This window comes from Oceanimonas doudoroffii (assembly GCF_002242685.1).
GTDB lineage: Bacteria > Pseudomonadota > Gammaproteobacteria > Enterobacterales > Aeromonadaceae > Oceanimonas > Oceanimonas doudoroffii.
Window position 1 is genome coordinate 17,884 of the sequence record NZ_NBIM01000012.1, and the last position, 22,881, is coordinate 40,764.

The window sequence follows — 22,881 nt, forward strand, 5'->3', positions numbered from 1 at the left end:
TCCTAGCTTTGCAGTACGGAAGACACGAGTAACTGGGTATAGGGATGCTGAGGATCGTCCAGCACCTGATCGGTCAGCCCGGTTTCCACCACCCGGCTCTGTTTCATCACCATCAGCCGGTGCGACAACAGCCGCGCCACCGCCAGATCATGGGTGACGATGATCACCGCCAGCCCCAGCTCCGACACCAGCCGGCGCAGCAGATCCAGCAGCCGGGCCTGCACCGACACATCCAGTCCGCCGGTGGGCTCGTCCATGAAGATCAGTCTGGGATGGGTCACCAGGTTACGGGCGATCTGCAGCCGCTGCTGCATGCCGCCGGAAAAGGTCACCGGCATGTCATCGATGCGATCGGCGGGAATTTCCACGTCCTGCAGCCATTGCAGCGCTCGCTCGCGAATGTTGCCGTAATGACGCTGACCCACCGCCATCAGCCGCTCGCCGATATTGCCGCCGGCCGATACCCGCGGCCGCAGGCCATCGAGGGGGTGCTGGTGCACCACGCCCCAGTCGGTGCGCAGCAGCTGGCGGCGCTGGCTTTCGGCCATTCGATACAGGCTGACCACCTGCTCCAGCTGGCTGTCGGCACCGCCGCGCAAATACAAGACTTCGCCCTCGTCCGGCGCCAGCCGGCCGGAAATGGCGCTCAGCAGGGTGCTCTTGCCCGAGCCGGACTCGCCGACAATGCCCAGCACTTCGCCGGGGTAGAGATCAAAGGACACCTCGGCAAAGCCCTTGCCCGGCGCATAGAGTTTTGTGAGGTTACGGACCGACAACAACGCCTGCTCCGGCAGCCGAACGGTGGCCTGTTGCGGTGTCATGTCGGTGTCTCCCGCCGTGGAAAAAATGGATTGATTCATGCCTGTTGCTCCTGCTGTTGCCGGCAATAGTCGGTATCGGAGCAGATAAATACTCGGCCGCCCCGATCGTCGGTCACTACCTCGTCCAGAAAGCTGTCGGTGGCGCCGCAAATACTGCAAGGCTCGTCCCACTGCTGCACTTCAAAGGGATGATCTTCAAAGTCCAGGCTGGCGACGCGAGTGTAGGGAGGAATGGCGTAAATGCGCTTTTCCCGGCCGGCGCCAAACAGCTGCAGCGCCGGCATCATGTCCATTCTGGGGTTATCGAATTTGGGGATCGGCGACGGGTCCATGATGTAGCGCCCATTGACCCGCACCGGGTAGGCGTAGGCGGTGGCGATCTGGCCGTAGCGGGCGATATCCTCATACAGCTTGACGTGCATGATGCCGTACTCCTCCAGGGCGTGCATTTTGCGGGTCTCGGTCTCCCGCGGCTCGATAAAGCGCAGCGGCTCCGGAATCGGCACCTGATACACCAGGATCTGGCCCGGCTGCAACGGCGTTTCGGGAATGCGGTGACGGGTCTGGATCAGGCTGGCCGCCGTGGTCTCTTCGGTGGTGGCCACGTCGGCCACTTTCTGAAAGAAGGCGCGAATGGACACCGCATTGGTGGTGTCGTCGGCGCCCTGATCGATCACCTTGAGGGTGTCTTCCCGGCCGATCAGCGCCGCGGTCAGCTGCACGCCGCCGGTGCCCCAGCCATAGGGCATGGGCATTTCCCGGCCGCCAAAGGGTACCTGATAACCGGGAATGGCCACCGCCTTGAGCAGGGCCCGCCGAATCATGCGCTTGGTCTGCTCGTCCAGATAGGCGTAGTTATAGCCCTGGTACTGTGTGTCCTGCTGGGTGGTCATGCTTGCTCCCCCTGTTCACCGGCGTTGGCGCCCTGCGCCTGTTCATGTTCCCTGCGCATGCGGCGCAGCAGCTCCAGCTCGGCCTGAAAGTCGACGTAATGGGGCAGCTTGAGGTGAGACACAAAGCCCGCCGCCTCCACGTTGTCGGCATGGGCCAGCACAAATTCCTCGTCCTGGGCCGGGCCGGTCACCTGCTCGTCGTATTCCGGGGCCTGCAACGCCCGGTCTACCAGTGCCATCGACATGGCCTTGCGCTCGCCAAAGCCAAAGGTCAGGCCGTAGCCGCGGGTAAAGGCCGGTTTGTGCTGTTTGTCGCCGGTAAAGCCGTTGATCATCTGGCACTCGGTCAACTCGATATCGCCGATTTCAATGGCAAATCCCAGCTCCTCGGGCACCAGCTCCAGGGTCACCTCGCCGGAACGGATCTCGCCGGCAAAGGGGTGGTTGCGGCCATAGCCCCGCTGGGTGGAATAGCCCAACGCCAGTAAAAAGCCCTCGTCGCCGCGCACCAGCTGTTGCAGCCGGGCCGAGCGATCACAGGGAAAGGTTACCGGAGCCATGGTGACATCGGCGGGCTCACGACCATCATCGGCCTCGGGCACCAGCAGCTGCTGGTGCTCCAGCATGGCCGACACCTGGGGGCAGGGCTCGGCTTCGGTCTGCACCGGCATAGGACCGGCGTGCTCGCCCTCGGCCAGCAGGGCAAAGTCCAGCAGCCGGTGGGTATAGTCGTAGGTGGGGCCCAGCACCTGGCCGCCGGGGAGATCCTTGTAGGTGGCAGAAATACGGCGATCGATGCGCATGTTGGCGGTGTCCACCGGTTCGGTGACCGCCAGCCGGGGCAGCGTGGTGCGATAGGCACGCAACAGGAAGATGGCTTCCACCAGGTCACCGCCGGCCTGCTTGACCGCCAGCGCCGCCAGCTCCTTGTCGTAAATACCGCCCTCGGTCATCACCCGGTCCACGGCCCCGGCCAGTTGCTGTTCCACCTGGGCCACGCTGAGTTCGGGCTGCGCGGTATCGCCTCGGCGCTTCTGCGCCTGCAACTGATGGGCGGCGGCGATGGCCTTTTCGCCGCCCTTGACTGCAACATACATGGGTTACACCTCCACTTGAGTAGAACGAGGAATCGCGATCAGCTCGCGCTCACAGACCAGTATCAGATCCAGGCCCAGGGGCGAGGGTGGATCCCGCTCACTCAACCAGCACACCAGGGCCGGCGGCAGGCTGCCCAGGCACACGGAACGCTGTCCGGGAATACCGGGCCCCGACAGTACGGCGGCCACTCCCTGGTCGAGGGAGTCGGTTTCCAGCACCAGGGTCGCTCCTTGGTCCGGGTACTCCTCGGTGCCCGCCGGCAGTGCCTCCAGCACGGCCTCGCAGCCGCCCGTATCCTGGTAAGCCAGCACTGCAAAATCGGCCTGGGCCGGATCGCTCACCAGGGGGGCGCCTACGTGAAAGCGCAGATTATCGAGGGTGGCGGTGTCCGCCTGCAGGGCGGGCGACAACCACAGCCGCGTATGGTGATCGGCCAGGGTCAGCAGCACCTGCACGGCACCGGCGTTCATGGCGCCAAAGGCATGGGCACGATCCAGTTGCACCCGCGTGCCCGGCTCCGCCATGGCGGTGAGCAGGCGGCGAAAGCAGGCCTGGCTGTCGTGTACGGCATCGGCAAAGGCCGTGGTAATGGTGGTCATCAGTCGTCTCCCCGCACCATGGTAAAAAAGTCCACCTTGCTGGCCGCCACTTGCCGGCGACGTAGTGCTTCCTGCTCGGCCTTCAGCGCCGCCAGTGGCGCGATCAGTTCACGATTAAGCCGTTCATTCATTTCACCGGTCTGCATCAGGCCGTCGATCACCGCGGCCAGCTCGGCATGCGCCTTGCTGCGGCCACGCACATAGCTGTAACCCAGCCCGCCGCCGGCCAGTTCAATCACGGCTCGGGTCACCGTGGTGTCGCCCAGGTTAAAGGCGCGACCGGTGCCGCCCATGCGCGCCCGCACCTGGGCCAGGCCCACTTCCGGCGCCCGTATCGGCTGGTAATCCACTTTCAGTCCCAGCGCCTGCCAACGAGCTTCCAGCTCGGGCCAGGATGCGCGGGCCAGTACCGACATCCACTGTTTGCGTTGTGATGTATTCATTTAGTGCTCCACGACATATTCAATCAGGTCGGAACGGGAAGAGCTGACGGAGAATTCCGCAATTCGCTTCGTTCCCTTGATCAGGTTTCTGGTTTTAATACGCATCACCGGCACCGATTTGTTTATTTGCAACAAACGGCATTCTTCACTCAGCGGCGTGCGGGCACTTAATCGAGTCGATTGCCGTTTCAACTCCAACCCCAGTGTTTTTCTTAGGAATTCGTGCAGGGACCCCTGCCTGAAATGTTTTAATACCGGCCACCATTCCGCATCGGGCAAATAATGGTTAATCACACAGCGGGGAATGCCTTCGGTTTTTCTCAGTGTCTGAATGTGAATGATTTTTTGCTCCGGCTTCACTTCCAGCTCCCTGGCCAGTTTTCCGGAAGCCACCAGCATTCGGGACTTGATCACTCGGCAACTGGGCAGAGAGCCCTGCTCCAGCAGGTTGCCGGTATAGTGGGCGCCGTCGTGCAACAGGTATTGATGCGGTTGCCGTAATACCATATTGCCCTTGCCCTGATGCCGCTGAACCAGGCCATTGGCCACCAGTTCGTCGATGGCCCTGCGCACCGTATGGCGGTTAACCTGAAAACGCGTGGCCAGCTGCATTTCCGGTGGCAAATAGTCTCCGGGACCGTAATGCTGTCGAATATCCAGTTCCAGCTGCCGGCTGATTTCCATATATACCCGCATATACACTACCGCTCCGTTCTTTAAGTGGAGTGAGGCCGAAAGGTAATAGTGCCATTACCTCCTTACGCCTCACTGTTTGTTGTCTAGACAAGCTCGGTTAAAAAAATTAGATATATTTCTTACGGATATATTGGGAAGCGACATCGAGCAGGCTGACCGTCACAATGACCACCAGCATGATGGCGGCGGTCTGCTCAAACTGGAAACTGCGAATCGCTTCCCACAACAGCACGCCAATGCCACCGGCACCCACCATGCCGACCACGGTGGCCGAGCGGACATTGGACTCGAAGCGATAAAGCGAATAGGAAATCCACAGCGGCAACACCTGGGGCAGCACGCCGTAGAGGATCTCTTCCAGCTTGCCCGCACCCGTGGCCCGCACTCCCTCAATGGGACCCGGCTCAATGGCCTCCACCGCTTCGGAAAACAGCTTCGACAGCACCCCTGTGGTGTGTACAAACAGCGCCAGCACACCGGCAAAGGGTCCCAGGCCGACGGCCACCACAAACAGCATGGCAAATACCATTTCATTGATGGCCCGGGCGGCATCCATCAACCGGCGCATCGGCTGGCATACCCACTGCGGGAACAGGTTTTCGGCACACAGCAAACCAAAGGGAATCGACACCACGATGGCCAGCAGGGTGCCCCAGAGCGCCACCTGCAGGGTGACCAGGGTTTCCTTCAGGTATAACTGCCAGTGGGTGAAGTCCGGTGGAAAAAAGCCCGATGCCAGCTCGGCCATGTTGCCGGCATCCCTGACCAGCACGGCGGGATCCATCTCGGCGCCCTGCCAGGCCCAGGCCAGCACCAGGGCCAACGCTCCCCATTTAAACAACGACCACAGGCGTACGCCCGGTCCCGTTGCCATTACAGCGTCAGTATTCATTATTACCGTCTCCGATAACCGCAAAGGGCCGGACACGCCGGCCCCTTGCCGGTGGTTAGTTGGTCATGGCCGCCAGGGCGGACATCTGCCGATCCAGGGCCGCCAGCTGCATTTTCACCTGGGCGATTTCGTCCTCGCCGGCCTGGCCGTTCTCCAGCTCTTTCAGCTCCTTGAACAACTGAAGCTGGCGAATGGGCAGCAATTGCAGGTTGCTGGAAGGGGTAAAGGACGCCCACTCCAGTGCCGCCAGAATCTCTCGCTGCTGCGGGTCACCGGAGCGGCCATAGTTCATAAAGAAGTCGTATACCACCTGCTTGGTGGCTTCCGGCAGGTTCTCGCGCCAGACGATGGGATCGGCGGGGATCAGCGGCGACTTCCACAGCACCTTGATGTTCTTGGCTTTTTCCGGCTCACGCTCGGCAAAACGCGCCAGGCTTTCGGTGTTGTTGGTGGCCACATCCACCTGCTTGTTGAGCACGGCAAACACATTGACCTCATGGCTGGAATTCAGGGTGCGCTTGAACTCCTGGGGAGAAACATCGTTCTGGGCAAATACGTAATAGGAGGGCACCAGGAAGCCGGAAGTGGAGTTGGGATCGCCGTTGCCGAACACCAGCTGCTGGCGTTGCTCCAGCACATCCTGCACCGAGGCGAGCGAGCTGTCCTGATGGGCGATGAGCAGGCTCCAGTAACCGGGCTGGCCGTCGGCGCGCACGGTCTGGGCAAAAATTTCGCCGCCGGCGCGATCCACTGCCTCCATGGCCGACTTGTTGCCCAGCCAGGCGATGTCGACCTTGTCAAAGCGCATGCCCTGAATAATGCCGGCATAATCCGGCGCGAAAAATGCCTCCACTTCCAGGCCCAGCCGTTTCTCCATGTCGGCCAGGAAGGGCTCCCAGCTTTGCTTGAGGTTTTGCTGGGATTCGGTGGAAATAATGCCAAAGTGGATGGTGGACAGCGGTGCCTCATCGGCCATGACCGGCGTCGCCGCCAGGGCACTCAACAGGCTGACGCCCCCCACGAGTTTCTTCAGTGCATGTTTCATGACAGTTGTCCTTGAATTGAGCCGGTTACAAAGGGAGTAGAGCGCGGGCGCACACCGGCCGCCGCGTCCGAGGCCGGTACTCGACTGTCCGGCCGGGATTGGGTATAGAGGGAGGCCAGTTCACCCTCGGTGATCGCCTCGGCCGCCCCCTGATAGAACACCTCCCCTTCCCGCAGGGCTACCAGGTGCTGGCAGTATTTCAGCGCATAGTCCACCTGATGCAGGGTGACTACCACCGGAATGCCTTCGCGTTCGTTGATGTCCTTGAGCAGCTCCATCACGGTGCGCGCCGACTCCGGGTCGAGTGAAGCAATGGGCTCATCGGCAAAGATGATGTGTGCCTGCTGCATCAGCGAACGGGCGATGGCTACCCGTTGCTGCTGACCACCGGAAAGGGTGGACACCCGCTGTTCGGCAAAGGCCGCCATGCCGACCCGCTCCAGGGCCTGCATCGCCTGCCGGCGCTGCTCCGGGGTAAATCGGCCGGTCAGGGTACGCCAACGGGCGGTGCTGCCCAGGGCACCAATCAGCACATTGGTCAGCACACTCAGGCGATTGACCAGGTTGAACTGCTGAAAGATGTAGCCGGCCCGAGCCCGGCAGCCACGTACCTGACTGGCGGCACGGCCTTCGGACTGCACCAGCTGCCCCAGCACACGAATCTCTGTTCCTTCCTGCCTGTCGGAGCAGACCAGGCCACTCAGATGGCGCAGCAGGGTGGACTTGCCCGAGCCGGACGGTCCCAGCAGGGCGGTGATGCCCCCATGAGAGATATCCAGACTGATTTCTTTCAGCGCTTTTTTGTTGTCAAAGGTCTTGCTCAGACGCCTGACCTCAATGATGTTGTTGCTCATTGTCAGCAGCCTCACGTTGGTTTCGAGGGCCATACTGCGGACGACAAATGACAGTTTTATTGAGGAAATGCGTCAGAAAATGGGAGGGAAACAACTGTTATGCGGCGAAAAAATCACGTAACCTGCTGTTTTGTGGAGGGTTAACGGCACAACTCAAATTCGGCCGATCACTTGTCTAGATATGATGTTCAGAAAAGCTTCATTCGCCCTTCAGCGCGCCGAGCACGCCAAAAACGACGAAGCCGCCTCAAAAGGCGGCTTCGTGATGTAAGGGTAAGCAAGCAGGTTAGCCCTGCAGCACCCGATCCAGGGCGGCTTCAAAGGTCGCCACGGTACGGTCCACGTCCTTCAGCTTGTCAAGGCCGAACAGGCCCAGGCGGAAGGTCTGGAAGTCGGCGGGCTCGTCGCAGGCCAGAGGCACACCGGCGGCGATCTGCAGGCCCTCGGCGGCGAACTTGCTGCCGCTCTTGATACCGGCGTCGTCGGTGTAGCACACCACCACTCCCGGGGCGGCAAAGCCGTCGGCGGCCACGCTCTTGATGCCCCGCTCAGCCAGCACGGCTCGCACCCGGTCGCCCAGCTCCTGCTGGCGCTGCTTCATCACCGCAAAGCCCAGCTCTCGGCTTTCCACTATGGTGTCGCGGAAAGCGGTGAGGGCGTCGGTGGGCATGGTGGCATGGTAGGCATGCCCACCCTGCTCATAGGTTTCCATGATCTGCAGCCACTTTTTCAAATCGCAGGCAAAGCTGCTGCTCTGGGTGTCGTCGATACGCTCCCGGGCAAGCTTGCTCAGCATCACCAGGCCGCAGCAGGGCGAACTGCTCCAGCCCTTTTGCGGGGCGCTCAGCAAAATGTCGACGCCGCAGGCTTCCATGTCCACCCAAATGGTGCCGGAGGCAATGCAGTCGATCACCAGCAGGCCGCCCACTTCGTGCACGGCGTCGGCCATGGCGCGAATATAGTCGTCGGGCAGCATCATGCCGGCGGCGGTTTCCACGTGGGCGGCAAACACCAGTTCGGGTTTCTGCTCGCGAATGGCGGCCACCACTTCCTCAATGGGCGCCGGCGCCATGGCGGCCTGGGGGCCGTCTTCTATGGTGCGGGCCTTGAGCACGGTCTCGAATGCCGGAATGCTGCCGGCTTCAAAGATCTGGCTCCAACGGTAGCTAAACCAGCCGTTACGCACCACCAGACAGCGCTTGCCAGTGGCAAACTGACGAGCCACGGCTTCCATGCCAAAGGTGCCGCTGCCGGGCACAATGATTGCCGAATGGGCGTGATAGAGCTCTTTCAGGCTGGCGGAGATGTCCTTCATCACTCGCTGAAAACGCGCCGACATATGGTTAAGCGCACGATCGGTGTAGACCACCGAATATTCCAGCAGACCATCGGGGTCGATATTGGGCAGCAATCCGGACATAATCACCTCTTGATAAAGTAACTGATACTGAAAACAGGGCCGCAAGCGCACCACCGGCACTGGCTCAAGAATGGCATAGCTCCCCCGACGGGGCCAGAGCACCTGACAGGCTGGATACGCACAGGTACACGGCGATGCGGCATGATTTGAAACAATAATAATGCCCAATCCTTTGCCAAACAGCAAAAAAACCATCAACAAAACTGCACACAATGCATAGATGCAAAACTTAAAACCAAATAAAACAGAAAAAACAAACCAAACAACCAGATAAGAGAACATTCATGAACGAAACATTCAGCCTTGAGGGCAATGACTACATTCCCCTGTGCAACCTGCTGAAAGTGCTGGGCTGGTGCGACTCCGGCGCCATGGCCAAGGCGGTGATCGACGAGGGGGCCGTAACCGTGAACGGCCAGGTGGAAGTGCGCAAGCGCTGCAAGATAGTGGCGGGGCAGACGGTTCGCTTCAACGGCCAGACGGTCACCGTCGGCGAGTAACGACCAAAAAGGGGCCTGCCGGCCCCTTTGTTTTATTTTTTATGCACAAACAAAAAAACCTCACATTGCTGCGAGGCTTTTTTGAAGAGTCTGGTCGGCATGAGAGGATTCGAACCTCCGACCCCTTCGTCCCGAACGAAGTGCGCTACCAGGCTGCGCTACATGCCGTTAACGGGGCGAGAATTTACAGAAACACCGCCCCCCTTGCAAGCCCTTTTTCATCATTAATTCACTTTGGGCCCAATAATCGCATGGTCCAGTCACTGACGCGGCCGGCGGCCAGATAATCCGCCGCTTTTTTACGCCAACTGTCTGATAATTGTTCGGTTTCGGCCAGCTCACGCAAGCCGTCGGCATCAAAGCCACGGTTGAACACAATATCGCCGGCCCGCCGCACCGACATGCCCGGGCAGGGCCGCTCCACCAGTTCAAGGGACGCGGTGGGCGTGATCCAGCCTTCTTCCAGCACCCGCAGCAGCCAGCCGGTGCGGCCATTGGCCTGCATCAGCACCGAGAAAGAGTCGTGACCAAAGCGGGCATTGAGCTTGTAGCAGGGCGAACGCGGCTGGCTGATTTGCACCAGGGCGTCACCCAGCCGGAACACATCACCGATGCAGGCCTCTTGCTCGGTGAGGCCGCTGCCCGAGAGGTTCTCGCCAAAGGCGCCGGGCACCAGCAAGGACGCGCGCCCACTCAGCCCCATGCCCTCAAACCACTGGCGCCATACCGGGTAATGCTCTGCCGGGTAGTAATGCAGCGCCCGCTCCGGCCCGCCGTGAAAACGGGTGGAAACCTGAACGTCACCTTCCAGCCCGGTGCGGTGGCAAAACAGACCGTCACCCACCGGTCGTTTATCAATAGCGCTGTCGATGCCCGGCGCCAGCGGCCGTGCCTTTCCGGCCAACACAAGAACCTGCATACCGCCCTCCTTGAAAATACCTTCACATAAAAACATTATTTTTCGTCACGGGCAAGCAGGCGGCCCACCCTGCGACAAAAGCAGCCCCAAACAGAAACCACACACCGGTCACGGCCTTGATAATGACGCCGGTTGCACCCAATAATCCTAAACATGCCATTCCAGCGGAGCCCGCCCGTGAACATCGCCTTTTTCAGCAACCGCCCCTATATGCAGGCGCACTTTATCGAGCAGAACCGCCAGTATGGCTTTGATATTACCTGGTTTGACGCGGATCTGAACGCCGACTCCGCCATGCTGGGCCGGGGCTTCGACGCCGTGTGCGTGTTCGTCAACGATCACCTGGATGCGCAGGTGATTCACACCCTGGCCGAGGGCGGCGTCAAGTTTATTGCCCTGCGCTGCGCCGGCTACAACAACGTGGATTTACAGGCCGCCGCCGCGGCCAGCATAAAGGTGGTACGGGTACCCGCCTATTCCCCCGAGGCAGTGGCCGAGCACACCGTGGGGCTGATGCTGAGCCTCAACCGCCATGTTCACAAGGCCTATCAGCGCACGCGGGATGCCAACTTCTCCCTCAACGGCCTAGTCGGTTTTAACATGCACGGCAAAACCGCCGGCATTATCGGTGCCGGCAAAATCGGCCTGGCCACCCTGAACATTCTCAAGGGCCTGGGCATGACCCTGCTGGTACACGATCCAAAGCAGGACCAACGTGTGCTGGATCTGGGCGCCCGCTACGTCTCGCTCGAGCGGCTGTTTGCCGAGTCGGACGTGATCAGCCTGCACTGTCCGCTCACCCCCGATAACCATCACCTGCTCAACCGCACCAGCTTTGCCCGAATGAAGGACGGCGTGATGATCATCAACACCAGCCGGGGCGGTCTGCTCAACGCAAAAGACGCCATTGAGGCCATTAACAGTGGCAAAATCGGCCATCTGGGCTTGGACGTGTACGAAGAGGAAGAACACCTGTTCTTTGCCGACAAGTCCTGTGAAATCATTCATGACGATACCTTTCACTTGCTTTCAACCTACCCCAACGTCATTCTCACTGGTCACCAGGCCTTTTTGACGAAGGAAGCGCTGACCGCCATCGCGCAGGTCACCCTCGACAACCTGCAACGACTGGCCGATGGTCAGCCCTGCGATAACAAGATCAACTAAGGAGCCTTTATGAAACTCGCCCTCGCCGCCACCACCGCCCTGCTGCTGACCGCCTGCAGCGGCGGCCTCAAGGTCACCGAGTCGGATCTGCAGCATCACCACTGGAACCTGGCCGCCATCGACGGCGTGGCCGTGGGTGCAGATATTCAGTCGGATCTGGAAATTGGCGAACACTTTTCCATTAACGGTCTGGCCGGTTGCAACCGCTTCTTTGGCAGCGCTACCCTGGAGCAGGGCAAGCTCAGGGCCGATCCCCTGGGGGTGACCCAGATGGCCTGTGCCCCCGAACAGCAGAAAGTGGAAGCCGCCGTGCTCAATACCCTGACCCAGGGCGCGACCGTACAGCACAGCGGTCAGCAGCTTGAGCTCAAGGGCGAACAACACACCCTTACCTATCAGCTGGCCGACTGGGTGCAGTAATGAGCGAACACTACCTGGTGTGTCCGGCCTGCTCGGCCCGTAACCGAGTACCGGCCGAACGCCTGCAGCAGGGCCCAAAATGCGGCAAGTGCAAGGCGGCGCTAACCCCGGCCACCGTGCTGGAGCTGGACGGTCCCAAGCTTGACCGGCTGCTTGCCAACGAAAGCCTGCCGCTGGTGCTTGATTTCTGGGCGCCCTGGTGCGGTCCCTGCAAGATGATGGCGCCGGTGTTTGAGGCCGCCGCCGGCGAACACGCCGGCCGCTTGCGGCTGGCCAAGCTCAATACCGAAGAGCACCAGCAGGCGGCGGCCCGCTTTGGCATTCGCTCCATCCCCACCCTGATCGTGTTTAAAAACGGCCGGGAAGTGGCCCGCCAGTCCGGTGCCCTGCCCGCCGGACAACTGACGCAGTGGTTACGTCAGTTTTACTGATAATTAATCCCGTTGCTGACGCTGGAGCACGAACGAATCGTCCGTGCTCCAAGTAACTCCCTTTCATATTTTTTGAATATTCGGCTCGAATATTCCCGCTATCTACGCCAGACCACTCGACCATAATGACTCATGTATCCATTGTGACAGGAGCATTCCATGGGCAAGCTGATCGAGGGCGTCTGGCACGACGTCTGGTACAACACCGACAAGAATAAGGGCCGCTTTGAGCGCAGCGAGAGCCAGTTCAGAAACTGGATCACCGCCGACGGCAGCCCCGGCCCCACCGGCAAGGGCGGCTTTGCCGCCGAGCCTGGTCGCTATCACCTTTATGTGTCCCTGGCCTGTCCCTGGGCCCACCGCACCCTGATCATGCGCCGGCTGAAAGGGCTGGAAGAAGCGATCACCGTGTCTGTGGTGCATCCGTTAATGAAAGAGCACGGCTGGACCTTTGCCAGTGATAATGACGGCGCCACCGGCGACCTGCTCTATGGCCATCACTATTTGCACCAGCTCTATACCTTGGCGGACGCCCGCTATTCGGGCCGGGTCACGGTCCCCCTGCTGTGGGACAAACAACGCCGCACCATCGTCAGCAACGAGTCGGCCGACATTATTCGCATGTTTAACAGCGCCTTTGACGACCTGGGAGCGACCGGGGGCGACTACTATCCCGCATCCCTCAGGGACGACATCGATGCCCTGAACCACATCATTTACGACAACATCAATAACGGCGTGTACAAGGCCGGCTTTGCCACCTCGCAGTCCGCCTACGACGAAGCCATCAGGCCGCTGTTTGCCAGCCTCGACGAGCTGGAGCAACGGCTGGGCCGGCAGCGCTGGTTGCTGGGCAACCGGCTGACCGAGGCGGACATTCGGCTGTGGACCACCCTGGTGCGTTTTGATGCGGTTTATCACACTCACTTCAAGTGCGATCGCCGCCAAATCAGCGATTATCACAACCTTTATGGTTTTCTGCGGGACCTCTACCAGCAGCCCGGCGTGGCCGGCACCGTCAATATGGCGCACATTCGCCATCACTATTTTCGCAGCCACGCCACCATCAATCCTCATGGCATCATCTCCATCGGGCCGGCTCAGGACTGGTGGCAGGCCCACGATAGAAGCATTCGGTTTCAATGAGGAACAACAGCATGGCATCACGTACCATCACCACCAGTTATGCGGCCCTGGACACACGGGACGGCGCCGGCGTGCGCCTGCGCCGAGTGCTTGGCCAGCGTCCGGATCAACGCCTGGATCCCTTTCTGATGATGGATCACTTCGCCTCGGATGAAGCCGCCGACTACCTTGCCGGCTTTCCAGACCATCCGCACCGGGGGTTTGAAACCATCACCTATATGCTTGACGGTCATATGCTGCACCGGGATCACATGGGCAACGAGGGCCACCTTCGCCCCGGTGATCTGCAGTGGATGACCGCCGGCCGAGGCGTGATCCATTCGGAAATGCCCCAGCAGGAAGCCGGCCGCATGCAGGGCTTTCAAATCTGGCTTAACCTGCCGGCGGCCCTCAAGATGCAGCCGGCCCGTTATCAGGACATCGCCGCGGCCGAGCTGCCCCGGGTTCCGCTGCCCGGTGGCGGCGAACTGGTACTGCTGGCCGGCCACCTGAGGCTGGCGGACCAGCATTGGAAAGGCCCCATTCAAAGCCCCCATACCGACCCCTTTATTGCCGATATTCGCCTCGCCGCCGGCGAACGGCTGACCCTGCCGTTGCCGTCAATGCTCGGCGCCCTGCTCTATGGCTTTGAGGGCGAGATCAGCGTTGGCGACCACATGCTGCCTAAAGGACAGAGCGCCCTGCTGGGCGACGGCGACACCCTGTCGCTCACCGCCGGTAACCAGGGGGGACGGCTGCTGGTGCTGGCCGGACGACCGCTCAACGAGCCGGTGGTGCAATACGGCCCCTTCGTGATGAACACACAGGCCGAAATCGAGCGGGCGATCATGGATTACCGGGCCGGCAAGCTGGTATAAAAGGCGTTTTCAGCCAACGGGAAATCATCATGGATGCGCCAGCTCAGCAACGCCTGAAACGTATTCTTTCCGACACCAGCAGCATCGCCCTGGTGGGTGCCTCAAACCGGCCGGAGCGGGCCAGCTATCAGGTAATGGACTACCTGCAGCAGCAAGGCTACCGGGTCTTCCCGGTCAACCCGCAGCTGGCCGGGGCCGTGATCCTGGGAGAGACCTGCGTGGCGGGCCTGGAAGATCTGGATCAGCCGGTGCAACTGGTCAACGTGTTCCGCCGGGGCGAATTCGCCGCCGACATCGCCCTTGAGGCCATCGAGCATGAGGCGCTGTGCCTGTGGCTGCAGGAAGGTGTCACCAGCAAGGCCGCCGCCGAAGCCGCCACCGAAGCGGAGCTGGAATATGTGGAGGATCTTTGCATCAAGGTGGCCCACCGGGAATTGCTGGGTTGAATGTAATAAAGGCCTCTCCGCGCCCTTAAACCGATAACATATGGCCCTTCCCTCATAGAGGCGAAGGCGCCGTTTGTTGCTTTTGACATTCGATATGGATGGGACAACGCTGTTCCATCAATGGCCAGGCCTATCCAAACTGGCCGTTATAAGTTGTGCCTGCCAGTCACTGTAAAATTTACCTTCCCCAGCCGAGCCATGGCCGGTTTACCATTTAATCAACATCACTTCCGACACTTCATCATTTCACCAAACCCACTCGAAACCACCATAACACCACTCCAAAAAACACTTATAAAACAGTGGATTAAAAATTAACACGAATGGCATGAATGTTGATTTAAAGATAGTGCTCCTACTGTCGCCACAGGAACTCAACAGTCTGGAGTGGCGCTGGTGGTTTAATCCAAACCAGGCGCCTCTTTTATAACAAGGAGAGGTTATGACGCAGGTACTCGCCAAAAAGTCGCGAAAACATGCCGGCAGATGGACAGCGGCCATGCTGCCTGTCCTGGCCGGCCCAGCCCTGGCCGCAAACGGACACTATGTGCCCGGGGTTGAAGGCATCAAGGGGGCTTTGGTCCCCCCACCAGGGGTTTACTATCGCGGTTACCTGGCCCACTACGATATCGACTCGCTCAGAAATGATCAGGGTAACAAGCTGCCACAGAATAACACCGGTTCAGTTTCGGCCCTGGTTAATCGTTTTATATGGATGACCAACAAGAAAGTGCTGAATGCCGACTATGGTGTAGAAGCCATTATCCCGCTGCAACAGACTACCCTCGACTTCGATATTTCAGGTATCGACAGGAGAGAGCGCGGGGTTGGTGACATTTTTGTCAGTCCCATGGTACTGGGCTGGCATGGTCAGCAGTGGGACGCCGTACTGGCCGCCGGCATGTGGCTGGATACCGGGGACTACAGCGGCACCGAGCCCGCCTCCATTGGCAAGGGCTTCAGGACGACCATGCTAACCCTGGGCGGAACCTATTACCCGGACGCCGCCAAAAGCTGGTCGTTCTCTGCCCTTTCCCGCTATGAAATCAAATCGAAGCAGGACGACACCAATATCACTCCAGGCGACAGCTGGCTGGTGGAATGGGGAGTCGGCAAGCAGCTTGATAGCGGACTGGAGCTGGGGCTGATTGGCTACAATGCCTGGCAGTTGGAAAACAGCAAGGGGGCGCCGGCAGGAAAAATGGCCAAGCATGCTTTAGGAGTGGAAGGAAGCTACTTCTGGCCATCATTGATGCTGGGACTGAACGTCGCCTATCTCGGCGAATACGAGGTACAAAACGGACCCAGCGGGGATCTGCTCCGCCTGACGCTGACCCATGTATTTTAAAGGCGTAAAGCCGGCCAGCGCCGGCTTTGTTATGACTGTTCCAGCTTTTTCATACGGTAGGCCAGGGCCGGCCGAGTCAGGCCCAGAGCTCGAGCCGCCTTGGATACATTGCCCTCGGCGGCCTTGAGGGCATGGCGGATCAAACTTTTCTCTAGGGTCTCCAGACTGCCCCCCTCGGCCAATAACTGGGCACACCAGTCATCCTTGTCACCGTCTGCACAGATTGCCACTTCCCGCAAGGAGCCGTCCTGACGCACCTTACCCACCGCCGAGTCGCTGTCCTTGAAAGAAGGGAAGAAGCTGCATACTTCTATCTCATTGTTATTGTCGGTCAGTATGATGCCACGCTCGATCAGGTTTTCCAGCTCACGAATATTACCGGGCCAGTCATATTCCAGCAGGGCCTCACGCGCCCTGTCGGTCACCCCCAGGGTACGCTTGTTGTAGATGGCCTGGTAACGTTCCAGGAAATGCTGTACCAATAGCGGTATGTCTTCCTTGCGCTCTCTCAGAGCCGGAATATAAACCGGAAAAATATTTAACCGATAGAACAAGTCTGCCCGAAACCGCCCTTCCTGCACCGCCTGCTGCAAATCCTCGTTGGTCGCGGTAACCACTCGCACATCGATGTTGCGAGTTCGCACATCACCTACACGCTCCAGCTCACCTTCCTGTAGCACCCTCAACAGGCTGGCCTGGGCCCGAGGCGACAACTCCACCACTTCATCCAGAAAGATGGTTCCGCCATTGGCTCGTTCGAACTTGCCTTCCCGGCTCTGGGTCGCACCGGTATAGGCACCCTTTTCTACCCCAAACAATTCAGCCTCAATCAAATCCGGCGGTATACAGGCGCAATTCACCGCCACAAACGGCTTGTCGGCCCGCTCACTGGCAACATGCAGGCCACGGGCGAACACTTCCTTGCCCACCCCGGTTTCCCCCTGCAACAACACCGTCACCCGGCTGCTCGAGGCCTTTTGGATCAGCTTGCACACCTGTCGAAAAGCGGCCGACTGGCCGATGGAATTGAACACCCGGTAATCATCTTCACTGTCGTCACCCACGCTGTCGCGCAACTTGACCAATTCACTCCTGAGCGCAAACAACTCTTCCGCCACCGGATCCGGCAACATGAATTTCTCGATTTCCGCCTTGTCTTCCCATTCATGGGCCGGCTTGCCGATGATACTGCAGTGATCTCCCCCCATGGCCACACAACCGACTTCCTTGTAGATAATGGTCTGCCCCATGAAATAACTGGTGTAGCCGCTGGCATAGCCAAGCAGTGTCCAGCAGATAGGCTCCTCGGACTGACCGAACTCATGTTGGTGAACGTCTGCCTCGTAGGAATTGAACCAGTCAAACTCGCCGAGAAAATGACCGGAGGCCATATCCAGCTCCAGCCGGGTGGGGACCACCTTGACCATTCCCCTGATGCCATGCATCTGAGGACCGGCCATAAAGCACTCTTCACGAGCAATATGAGGGCGCACCTTGCGGGCGATCTCGGCATCTTTCATACCGGAATGATAGCCAAAGCGCATAAGGAAGCGTTTGGCTCGCTGTACACCCAAGGTTTCAATAAGCTCCTTTCGCAGCAATCCCATCACAGCCGCATGGATCAACAGCATACGCTGCTCGTTGAACCAGATTTTTCCCTGCTCACCATCAAAACGAATGCCTGCAATCAGGTCACTGGTTTCGGGAATGTTCATATTTTCAATATCTTGCATCAGCCCTTTCACTCCCTCTCCATGGCCGCGTCACCTTCCTACTGGCGATGACACCTGACAATGTGCGCTGTCGGTTAGTGTATGGACCCGTTGATGGGTTATCAATTGACCAAATAATTAACATAACAAAAACAAAGTTGATCAAATGATCAATCCATCTTCTGCTCCCTTCTACTTAGCCCCGTTTAAAAAACGCAAAAATAAAAATTAAAGATATAAAAATCAGCCACATAAAACCACACCACAACTCTATTAACGAATTGGCACAGTCACTGCAATAACAGTGAGAAAGGTTAAGTGAAGGTTACAAACCACAAACAGCCTCAGGAGCTTTTAAGGATGAATACCACCCGTTCACACCCCGTATCGGCGCACGCAGAGGCCAGCAAGCTGACCAAATATATCCGTGTGCGAAGCCAACCGGGTGCCCGCTTCGTCGAGTTCGACTTCGCCATCGGCGATCCCGGCCTGTTTGTTGAGCTGGTGCTGCCCAGGGAATCTTTCGAAGCCTTCTGTAATACCAATCAGGTCGTGGCCATGACTCAGGAGCAGACTGAAGCCGTCGACGCCGAGATAGACAAGTGGCGATACGGTGAAGAAACCCTGATGGGCCGCAACCACGATCATTCGCAGCAATAAATGCTCAGGAAAGAGGAAGCAAAATGACTCTGGAAATTAAAACGGCGGGGATAGAACCGATCCGCCAGACCTTTGCCAATATCAGCCGTCGTTTTGGCGAAAAACCGGCCAGCCGATATCAGGAAGCCACCTACGACGTACAGGGCGAAGCCAACTTTCATTACCGCCCGCTATGGGAGCAGGAAAAGCAGCTTAACGACAAGAGCCGTACCGTCATTGAAATGGCCGACTGGTACAGCTTCCGCGATCCGCGTCAGTTCTACTACGGCGCCTATGTGCAGCATCGGGCCCGCATGCAGGAAGGCGCCGAGAACAACTATGCCTTCTTTGAAAAACGCGACCTGGCCGCCAAGCTGAGCGATGAACTGAAAGCCTGTGTCACCCGCTTTCTGCTGCCCCTGCGTCATGTAGAGCAAACCGCCAACCTGAATCATATGTTTGCCGCCGACTACGGCTATGGCACCGCCCTCACCCAGGCCCAGCTGTTTGCCGGCATGGACAGGCTGGGCATGGCCCAGTATCTCTCCCGCATCGGGCTGTTGCTTGATGGCAACAGTGCCGAGGCTCTGGCCCAGGCCAAAGAGTACTGGATGACGGATCCTGCCTGGCAGGGCCTGCGGGCCCTGTGCGAAGAAACCCTGGTCACCAAAGACTGGTTTGAGCTCTTTACCGCTCAAAGCCTGGTGCTGGACACCCTGCTCCATGATGTCATCTATCGCCAGCTTGATGCCTGGCTAGTCACCAATGATGGCCGTGATCTCGGCCTGCTGACCGAGTTCATGCAGGAATGTCATAAGGATCTTGGCCGCTGGAGCGACAGCGTCTTCAAGGTTGCGGCCAATGAGAGCGAGGCTAATCGACAGCAGTTGCTGCAATGGACCGAAAAATGGCGCGGCAAGGCCGCCGACGCCCTGTCTCCGCTGGTGCGGGACATGCTGGGTGATGATGCCCTGCAGGAAGCGCTGATCGCTCTCGACACACGTATCGCCAAGGCTGGCATCAGCAAGAAATAAGGAAACCATCACATGTCAAAAGTGTATCTGGCCCTGCAAGACAACGACGTCTCCCGCTATATCGTCGAGGCCATCGAAGAAGATAACCCGAGTGCCAGCATTCAGCACATGCCGGCGATGATCCGCATAGAAAACGAAGATCGGCTGGTGATCCGGCGTGAAACCGTCGAAGACAAGCTGGGCCGCGACTGGGACGTGCAGGAACTGCACCTCAACCTGATCACCCTGGGCGGTAACGTGGATGAAGACGAAGACCAACTCACATTGTGCTGGAAAGGCTGAGCAAGGAGTAACTCATGGCTGCTAAGAAACTGAACATCAAGGATAAATACCGGCTGCTGACCCGCGATCTGGACTGGGAGTTCTCCTACCAGGATCGCAAGGACGCCTTTCCGTTCGAAGAATTCGAAGGCATCAAAATCACCGACTGGTCAAAATGGGAAGACCCCTTTCGCCTGACCATGGATGCCTACTGGAAATACCAGTCCGAAAAAGAAAAGAAGCTCTACGCCATTTTCGATGCCTTTGCCCAGAACAACGGTCAGCTTAACGTCTCCGATCCGCGCTATGTCAACGCCATCAAACTGTTTCTGACTGCCGTTACGCCGCTGGAATATCAGGCTTATCAGGGGTACGCCCACGTGGGCCGGCAATTCGGTGGCATTGGCGCGCGTATCGCGTCACAAATGCAGGCCATTGATGAACTGCGCCATGTGCAGACCCAGATCCACGCCATGAGCCACTACAACAAACATTTTGACGGCTTCCAGGACTGGAGCCACATGCATGACAGGGTCTGGTACCTGTCGGTGCCCAAGTCCTTCTTTGAAGACGCCCGCAGTGCCGGCCCCTTCGAATTCCTGCTGGCCATCAGCTTCTCCTTTGAATATGTGCTGACCAACCTGCTGTTTGTACCCTTTATGTCCGGCGCCGCCCACAACGGCGACATGGCCACCGTTACCTTCGGGTTCAGCGCTCAATCCGACGAAGCCCGTCACATGACGCTGGGCCTGGAGATCATCAAGTTCCTGCTGGAGCAGCACGAAGACAACCTGCCGATAGTACAAAAATGGATCGACAAGTGGTTCTGGCGTGGCACCCGCTTGCTGTCCATCGTCGGCATGATGATGGATTACATGTTGCCCAACAAGGTGATGTCCTGGAAGGAAGCCTGGGAAATGTATTTCGAGGAGGCCGGCGGTGCCCTGTTCAAGGATTTGGCCCGCTACGGTATCCGCATGCCGAAATACAGCGAAGTCATCGAAAAAGAAAAGGAACACGTGTCGCACCAGGCCTGGTGGATCTTCTACAACTTCGGTCATGCCGCCGGCTTCCATACCTGGATCCCCAGCGACGAGGAGCTGGACTGGCTGAGTGAAAAGTACCCCGACACCTTCGACAAATATTATCGCCCCCGCTGGGAGCTGGCCAAAAAAATGGAAGCGGAAGGCAAGCGCTTTTACAGCGCCGGCCTGCCCCAGCTCTGTCAGGTCTGCCAGGTTCCCATGACCTTTACCGAGATGGACAAGGACCCGGGCCAGATCAGCTACCGGGAGGCCATGCACCAGGGTGAGCGCTACCACATGTGCTCCGATGGCTGCCACGACATTTTCTGTGACGAGCCGGAAAAATACGCTCAGGCCTGGCTGCCGGTGCATCAGATCCTGCAGGGCAATTGTGGCGGTCCCGAGCTGGAAAAAGTACTCAGCGAGTATTACCGCATGAACGTCGGTGCCGACAACATGGACTTCAAAGGCTCACCGGACGAACAGCGCTGGAATCAATGGAAAGGAATGGCCTGACCCCATCCATCTTAACTGGGGGGCGAATAAGGCCCCCGATATCAAGGAGAAACACATCATGCCGGTTATCGCGCTCAACAAAGACTACAAGGGCGAAGTCAGGGATGCCAAAGCCAACTTTGGCGGGAATATCCTGGTGTATATCGGATGGGACGAGCACCTGCTGTTCTGCTCCGCCAAGACCTTCCTGCTGCCTCTGACCATGCGGTTTGGCGAGCTGCAGGACACCCCCCTCAATGAAGGGTTCAACCAGCATCCCGACTTCAAACACATCGACTGGGCCAGCGTGCAGTGGATCCTCAACGGCAAGCCGCTGTCACCGTCTCGTGAGCACACGCTGGAGCAACTGGGCTTCGATCACAAATCGTTGCTGCGTTTCAGGACTCCGGGTCTGAACGGTTACAAAGGCACGGGCGTGTAAGGAGGATTTATGAGCTACGAAGTCACCATTGAGCCCACCGGCGATGTGATCGAGGTGGAAGAAGGGCAGACCATACTGGATGCCGCCCTGCGCCAGGGTGTGTGGCTGCCCTTCGCCTGCGGCCACGGCACCTGTGGCACCTGCAAGGTGCAGGTCACCGATGGCTTTGCCGATGTGGGTGAGGCATCCCCCTTTGCCCTGATGGATGTGGAGCGGGAAGAAGGCAAGGTGCTGGCTTGTTGCTGCATGCCAGAATCTGACCTGGTGATCGAGGCCGATATCGATGTCGACCCGGATTTCGCCGGTTACCCGGTGCAGGATTACAGCGGCACCGTCACCGAGATCCTGCCCCTGTCTCCCACCATTCGCGGCCTTCGCATCAGGCTGGATCGGAATATGGAGTTTCAGGCCGGCCAGTACATCAACCTGCATGTGCCCGGCGTGGCTGGCAGCCGCGCCTTCTCCCTGGCCAACCCGCCCTCTTCTTCGCAGGAAATCGAACTGCACGTACGCAAGGTCGAAGGAGGCAAGGCCACGACCTGGCTGCATGAGGCGCTGAAGGTCGGCGACCGGCTCGAATTGTCCGGCCCCTACGGCCAGTTTTTTGTTCGCAAGAGCGATGAGCAGGGCGCCATTTTTATCGCCGGTGGTTCGGGCCTGTCCAGCCCCCAGTCGATGATCCTGGATATGCTGGCCGAAGGCGACGGCCGTCCTATCTATCTGTTTCAGGGCGCACGTAACCTGGCCGAGCTTTATAACCGTGAGTTGTTTGAGCAACTGGCCGTCGAGCATGACAACTTTCACTATGTCCCGGCACTGAACGCGCCGCTGCCGGAAGATGACTGGCAGGGCTTTAGCGGATTCGTGCACGAGGCGGTGGCCGATTACTTCGAGGAGCGCTGCGCCGGCAACAAGGCCTACCTCTGTGGCCCGCCACCAATGATCGATGCCGCCATCACCACGCTGATGCACAGCCGGTTGTTCGAACGGGATATCCATATGGAAAGGTTTGTTACCGCGGCCGATGGCGCTCAGGAGCAACACCGCTCGGCCCTGTTCAAGCGCATATAGGAAGGTTGGCGATGCAGAATTTAAATGGTGAACAAGAAATATCGGGAAGTGACATGGCAGCAACCATTCAGTCCATTGAGGCGATTCTGGTCGACATTCCGACCATACGTCCGCACAAGCTTTCCATGACCACCATGGGCGTTCAGACCATGGTCATCGTGCGCATCAAAGACAGCGACGGCCTGGAAGGCCTCGGCGAGGCCACCA

General features: G+C 58.8%; 26 protein-coding genes, 1 tRNA gene and 1 pseudogene. 15 read left to right on the forward strand and 13 right to left on the reverse strand.

The features are described 5' to 3' along the window. Positions 1–2: 2 nt before the first annotated feature. The 10 genes from phnK to B6S08_RS17800 all read right to left on the reverse strand — a co-directional run bounded on the left by phnK (position 3) and on the right by B6S08_RS17800 (position 8,761). On the reverse strand, positions 3–860 hold the full coding sequence (phnK, locus tag B6S08_RS17755; protein WP_305081006.1) for a phosphonate C-P lyase system protein PhnK: 858 nt from the start codon (positions 858–860) through the stop codon (positions 3–5). Further along, a complete protein-coding gene (locus tag B6S08_RS17760; RefSeq protein ID WP_094202146.1) occupies positions 857–1,714 on the reverse strand; it encodes an alpha-D-ribose 1-methylphosphonate 5-phosphate C-P-lyase PhnJ in 858 nt (285 codons plus the stop codon). The genes phnK and B6S08_RS17760 overlap by 4 nt, the downstream gene beginning before the upstream one ends. Continuing rightward, complete coding sequence (locus tag B6S08_RS17765; RefSeq protein ID WP_094202147.1) at positions 1,711–2,811, reverse strand: carbon-phosphorus lyase complex subunit; 1,101 nt, start codon at positions 2,809–2,811, stop codon at positions 1,711–1,713. The genes B6S08_RS17760 and B6S08_RS17765 overlap by 4 nt, the downstream gene beginning before the upstream one ends. A 3-nt stretch (positions 2,812–2,814) precedes the next feature. Beyond that, positions 2,815–3,411 (reverse strand): phosphonate C-P lyase system protein PhnH, encoded by a 597-nt coding sequence (phnH, locus tag B6S08_RS17770; protein ID WP_094202148.1) that lies wholly within the window; start codon positions 3,409–3,411, stop codon positions 2,815–2,817. Continuing rightward, positions 3,411–3,854 carry a phosphonate C-P lyase system protein PhnG gene (gene phnG / locus B6S08_RS17775; RefSeq protein WP_094202149.1) on the reverse strand — a complete coding sequence of 148 codons (444 nt, stop codon included), beginning with the start codon at positions 3,852–3,854 and terminating at the stop codon, positions 3,411–3,413. Before phnG ends, phnH begins: the two co-directional genes overlap by 1 nt. Continuing rightward, on the reverse strand, positions 3,855–4,550 hold the full coding sequence (phnF, locus tag B6S08_RS17780) for a phosphonate metabolism transcriptional regulator PhnF (RefSeq protein ID WP_094202150.1): 696 nt from the start codon (positions 4,548–4,550) through the stop codon (positions 3,855–3,857). It abuts the gene before it with no gap. A gap of 106 nt (positions 4,551–4,656) precedes the next feature. Further along, positions 4,657–5,442 carry a phosphonate ABC transporter, permease protein PhnE gene (gene phnE, locus B6S08_RS17785; RefSeq protein WP_211284267.1) on the reverse strand — a complete coding sequence of 262 codons (786 nt, stop codon included), beginning with the start codon at positions 5,440–5,442 and terminating at the stop codon, positions 4,657–4,659. 55 nt (positions 5,443–5,497) lie between these two features. Then, positions 5,498–6,487: a phosphonate ABC transporter substrate-binding protein gene (phnD, locus tag B6S08_RS17790; RefSeq protein ID WP_094202152.1), complete on the reverse strand. Its 990-nt coding sequence runs from the start codon at positions 6,485–6,487 to the stop codon at positions 5,498–5,500. After that, positions 6,484–7,341, reverse strand: coding sequence for a phosphonate ABC transporter ATP-binding protein (gene phnC / locus B6S08_RS17795; protein ID WP_094202169.1), 858 nt, complete (start codon positions 7,339–7,341; stop codon positions 6,484–6,486). The genes phnD and phnC overlap by 4 nt, the downstream gene beginning before the upstream one ends. A gap of 286 nt (positions 7,342–7,627) precedes the next feature. Beyond that, positions 7,628–8,761 carry an aminotransferase class V-fold PLP-dependent enzyme gene (locus tag B6S08_RS17800; RefSeq protein WP_094202170.1) on the reverse strand — a complete coding sequence of 378 codons (1,134 nt, stop codon included), beginning with the start codon at positions 8,759–8,761 and terminating at the stop codon, positions 7,628–7,630. 284 nt (positions 8,762–9,045) lie between these two features. Here B6S08_RS17800 and ybcJ point away from each other — a divergent pair, with 284 nt between their 5' ends. After that, positions 9,046–9,261 carry a ribosome-associated protein YbcJ gene (ybcJ, locus tag B6S08_RS17805; RefSeq protein WP_094202153.1) on the forward strand — a complete coding sequence of 72 codons (216 nt, stop codon included), beginning with the start codon at positions 9,046–9,048 and terminating at the stop codon, positions 9,259–9,261. A gap of 91 nt (positions 9,262–9,352) precedes the next feature. Here the strand turns inward: ybcJ and B6S08_RS17810 are convergent. Then, a tRNA-Pro gene (locus B6S08_RS17810) sits at positions 9,353–9,429 on the reverse strand. A 61-nt stretch (positions 9,430–9,490) separates the two neighbouring features. Further along, positions 9,491–10,180, reverse strand: coding sequence for an MOSC domain-containing protein (locus B6S08_RS17815; protein ID WP_094202154.1), 690 nt, complete (start codon positions 10,178–10,180; stop codon positions 9,491–9,493). A gap of 177 nt (positions 10,181–10,357) precedes the next feature. Between B6S08_RS17815 and B6S08_RS17820 the strand changes: the two genes are divergently transcribed. The 7 genes from B6S08_RS17820 (at position 10,358) to B6S08_RS17850 (ending at position 15,995) form a co-directional block, all read left to right on the forward strand. Further along, positions 10,358–11,347, forward strand: a complete 990-nt coding sequence (locus B6S08_RS17820; RefSeq protein WP_094202155.1) for a 2-hydroxyacid dehydrogenase — start codon at positions 10,358–10,360, stop codon at positions 11,345–11,347. 9 nt (positions 11,348–11,356) lie between these two features. Then, positions 11,357–11,767, forward strand: a complete 411-nt coding sequence (locus B6S08_RS17825) for an META domain-containing protein (RefSeq protein WP_094202156.1) — start codon at positions 11,357–11,359, stop codon at positions 11,765–11,767. Beyond that, on the forward strand, positions 11,767–12,198 hold the full coding sequence (trxC, locus tag B6S08_RS17830) for a thioredoxin TrxC (protein ID WP_094202157.1): 432 nt from the start codon (positions 11,767–11,769) through the stop codon (positions 12,196–12,198). Before B6S08_RS17825 ends, trxC begins: the two co-directional genes overlap by 1 nt. Before the next feature lie 159 nt (positions 12,199–12,357). Next, complete coding sequence (locus B6S08_RS17835; protein WP_094202158.1) at positions 12,358–13,344, forward strand: glutathione S-transferase family protein; 987 nt, start codon at positions 12,358–12,360, stop codon at positions 13,342–13,344. An 11-nt stretch (positions 13,345–13,355) separates the two neighbouring features. Beyond that, the gene (locus tag B6S08_RS17840) at positions 13,356–14,201 is read left to right on the forward strand and encodes a pirin family protein (RefSeq protein ID WP_094202159.1); all 846 of its coding nucleotides are present in this window, start codon (positions 13,356–13,358) and stop codon (positions 14,199–14,201) included. A gap of 29 nt (positions 14,202–14,230) precedes the next feature. Continuing rightward, a complete protein-coding gene (locus tag B6S08_RS17845; RefSeq protein ID WP_094202160.1) occupies positions 14,231–14,647 on the forward strand; it encodes a CoA-binding protein in 417 nt (138 codons plus the stop codon). A gap of 499 nt (positions 14,648–15,146) precedes the next feature. Then, a complete protein-coding gene (locus B6S08_RS17850; RefSeq protein WP_169716429.1) occupies positions 15,147–15,995 on the forward strand; it encodes a SphA family protein in 849 nt (282 codons plus the stop codon). Between the two features lie 29 nt (positions 15,996–16,024). Here the strand turns inward: B6S08_RS17850 and B6S08_RS17855 are convergent, their stop codons facing one another. Then, on the reverse strand, positions 16,025–17,728 hold the full coding sequence (locus B6S08_RS17855; protein ID WP_094202171.1) for a sigma-54-dependent Fis family transcriptional regulator: 1,704 nt from the start codon (positions 17,726–17,728) through the stop codon (positions 16,025–16,027). Between the two features lie 339 nt (positions 17,729–18,067). Here B6S08_RS17855 and B6S08_RS17860 point away from each other — a divergent pair, with 339 nt between their 5' ends. From B6S08_RS17860 to B6S08_RS17890, 7 genes and pseudogenes are all read left to right on the forward strand, one after another. Continuing rightward, positions 18,068–18,367, forward strand: coding sequence for a phenol hydroxylase subunit (locus tag B6S08_RS17860; RefSeq protein WP_094202162.1), 300 nt, complete (start codon positions 18,068–18,070; stop codon positions 18,365–18,367). Positions 18,368–18,390: 23 nt separating this feature from the next. Then, positions 18,391–19,380 (forward strand): aromatic/alkene monooxygenase hydroxylase subunit beta, encoded by a 990-nt coding sequence (locus B6S08_RS17865; RefSeq protein WP_094202163.1) that lies wholly within the window; start codon positions 18,391–18,393, stop codon positions 19,378–19,380. 12 nt (positions 19,381–19,392) lie between these two features. Continuing rightward, the gene (locus tag B6S08_RS17870; RefSeq protein ID WP_094202164.1) at positions 19,393–19,662 is read left to right on the forward strand and encodes an MmoB/DmpM family protein; all 270 of its coding nucleotides are present in this window, start codon (positions 19,393–19,395) and stop codon (positions 19,660–19,662) included. A gap of 14 nt (positions 19,663–19,676) precedes the next feature. Continuing rightward, positions 19,677–21,182, forward strand: coding sequence for an aromatic/alkene/methane monooxygenase hydroxylase/oxygenase subunit alpha (locus tag B6S08_RS17875; RefSeq protein ID WP_094202165.1), 1,506 nt, complete (start codon positions 19,677–19,679; stop codon positions 21,180–21,182). Positions 21,183–21,240: 58 nt separating this feature from the next. After that, entirely contained in the window at positions 21,241–21,603 is a 363-nt protein-coding gene (locus B6S08_RS17880) for a phenol hydroxylase subunit P4 (protein ID WP_094202166.1), read from the forward strand. Between the two features lie 9 nt (positions 21,604–21,612). Then, positions 21,613–22,674, forward strand: a complete 1,062-nt coding sequence (locus B6S08_RS17885; protein ID WP_094202167.1) for an NADH:ubiquinone reductase (Na(+)-transporting) subunit F — start codon at positions 21,613–21,615, stop codon at positions 22,672–22,674. Positions 22,675–22,727: 53 nt separating this feature from the next. Beyond that, positions 22,728–22,881, forward strand: a pseudogene (locus B6S08_RS17890) (muconate cycloisomerase); the annotation flags it as partial.

Bases quoted from the DNA above. Each gene is read 5' to 3' on its own strand.
- phnK (WP_305081006.1), bottom strand. From the start codon at position 860: ATGAATCAATCCATTTTTTCCACGGCGGGAGACACCGACATGACACCG.
- B6S08_RS17760 (WP_094202146.1), bottom strand. From the start codon at position 1,714: ATGACCACCCAGCAGGACACACAGTACCAGGGCTATAACTACGCCTAT.
- B6S08_RS17765 (WP_094202147.1), bottom strand. From the start codon at position 2,811: ATGTATGTTGCAGTCAAGGGCGGCGAAAAGGCCATCGCCGCCGCCCAT.
- phnH (WP_094202148.1), bottom strand. From the start codon at position 3,411: ATGACCACCATTACCACGGCCTTTGCCGATGCCGTACACGACAGCCAG.
- phnG (WP_094202149.1), bottom strand. From the start codon at position 3,854: ATGAATACATCACAACGCAAACAGTGGATGTCGGTACTGGCCCGCGCA.
- phnF (WP_094202150.1), bottom strand. From the start codon at position 4,550: ATGCGGGTATATATGGAAATCAGCCGGCAGCTGGAACTGGATATTCGA.
- phnE (WP_211284267.1), bottom strand. From the start codon at position 5,442: ATGAATACTGACGCTGTAATGGCAACGGGACCGGGCGTACGCCTGTGG.
- phnD (WP_094202152.1), bottom strand. From the start codon at position 6,487: ATGAAACATGCACTGAAGAAACTCGTGGGGGGCGTCAGCCTGTTGAGT.
- phnC (WP_094202169.1), bottom strand. From the start codon at position 7,341: ATGAGCAACAACATCATTGAGGTCAGGCGTCTGAGCAAGACCTTTGAC.
- B6S08_RS17800 (WP_094202170.1), bottom strand. From the start codon at position 8,761: ATGTCCGGATTGCTGCCCAATATCGACCCCGATGGTCTGCTGGAATAT.
- ybcJ (WP_094202153.1), top strand. From the start codon at position 9,046: ATGAACGAAACATTCAGCCTTGAGGGCAATGACTACATTCCCCTGTGC.
- B6S08_RS17815 (WP_094202154.1), bottom strand. From the start codon at position 10,180: ATGCAGGTTCTTGTGTTGGCCGGAAAGGCACGGCCGCTGGCGCCGGGC.
- B6S08_RS17825 (WP_094202156.1), top strand. From the start codon at position 11,357: ATGAAACTCGCCCTCGCCGCCACCACCGCCCTGCTGCTGACCGCCTGC.
- trxC (WP_094202157.1), top strand. From the start codon at position 11,767: ATGAGCGAACACTACCTGGTGTGTCCGGCCTGCTCGGCCCGTAACCGA.
- B6S08_RS17835 (WP_094202158.1), top strand. From the start codon at position 12,358: ATGGGCAAGCTGATCGAGGGCGTCTGGCACGACGTCTGGTACAACACC.
- B6S08_RS17840 (WP_094202159.1), top strand. From the start codon at position 13,356: ATGGCATCACGTACCATCACCACCAGTTATGCGGCCCTGGACACACGG.
- B6S08_RS17845 (WP_094202160.1), top strand. From the start codon at position 14,231: ATGGATGCGCCAGCTCAGCAACGCCTGAAACGTATTCTTTCCGACACC.
- B6S08_RS17850 (WP_169716429.1), top strand. From the start codon at position 15,147: ATGCTGCCTGTCCTGGCCGGCCCAGCCCTGGCCGCAAACGGACACTAT.
- B6S08_RS17855 (WP_094202171.1), bottom strand. From the start codon at position 17,728: ATGCAAGATATTGAAAATATGAACATTCCCGAAACCAGTGACCTGATT.
- B6S08_RS17860 (WP_094202162.1), top strand. From the start codon at position 18,068: ATGAATACCACCCGTTCACACCCCGTATCGGCGCACGCAGAGGCCAGC.
- B6S08_RS17865 (WP_094202163.1), top strand. From the start codon at position 18,391: ATGACTCTGGAAATTAAAACGGCGGGGATAGAACCGATCCGCCAGACC.
- B6S08_RS17870 (WP_094202164.1), top strand. From the start codon at position 19,393: ATGTCAAAAGTGTATCTGGCCCTGCAAGACAACGACGTCTCCCGCTAT.
- B6S08_RS17875 (WP_094202165.1), top strand. From the start codon at position 19,677: ATGGCTGCTAAGAAACTGAACATCAAGGATAAATACCGGCTGCTGACC.
- B6S08_RS17880 (WP_094202166.1), top strand. From the start codon at position 21,241: ATGCCGGTTATCGCGCTCAACAAAGACTACAAGGGCGAAGTCAGGGAT.
- B6S08_RS17885 (WP_094202167.1), top strand. From the start codon at position 21,613: ATGAGCTACGAAGTCACCATTGAGCCCACCGGCGATGTGATCGAGGTG.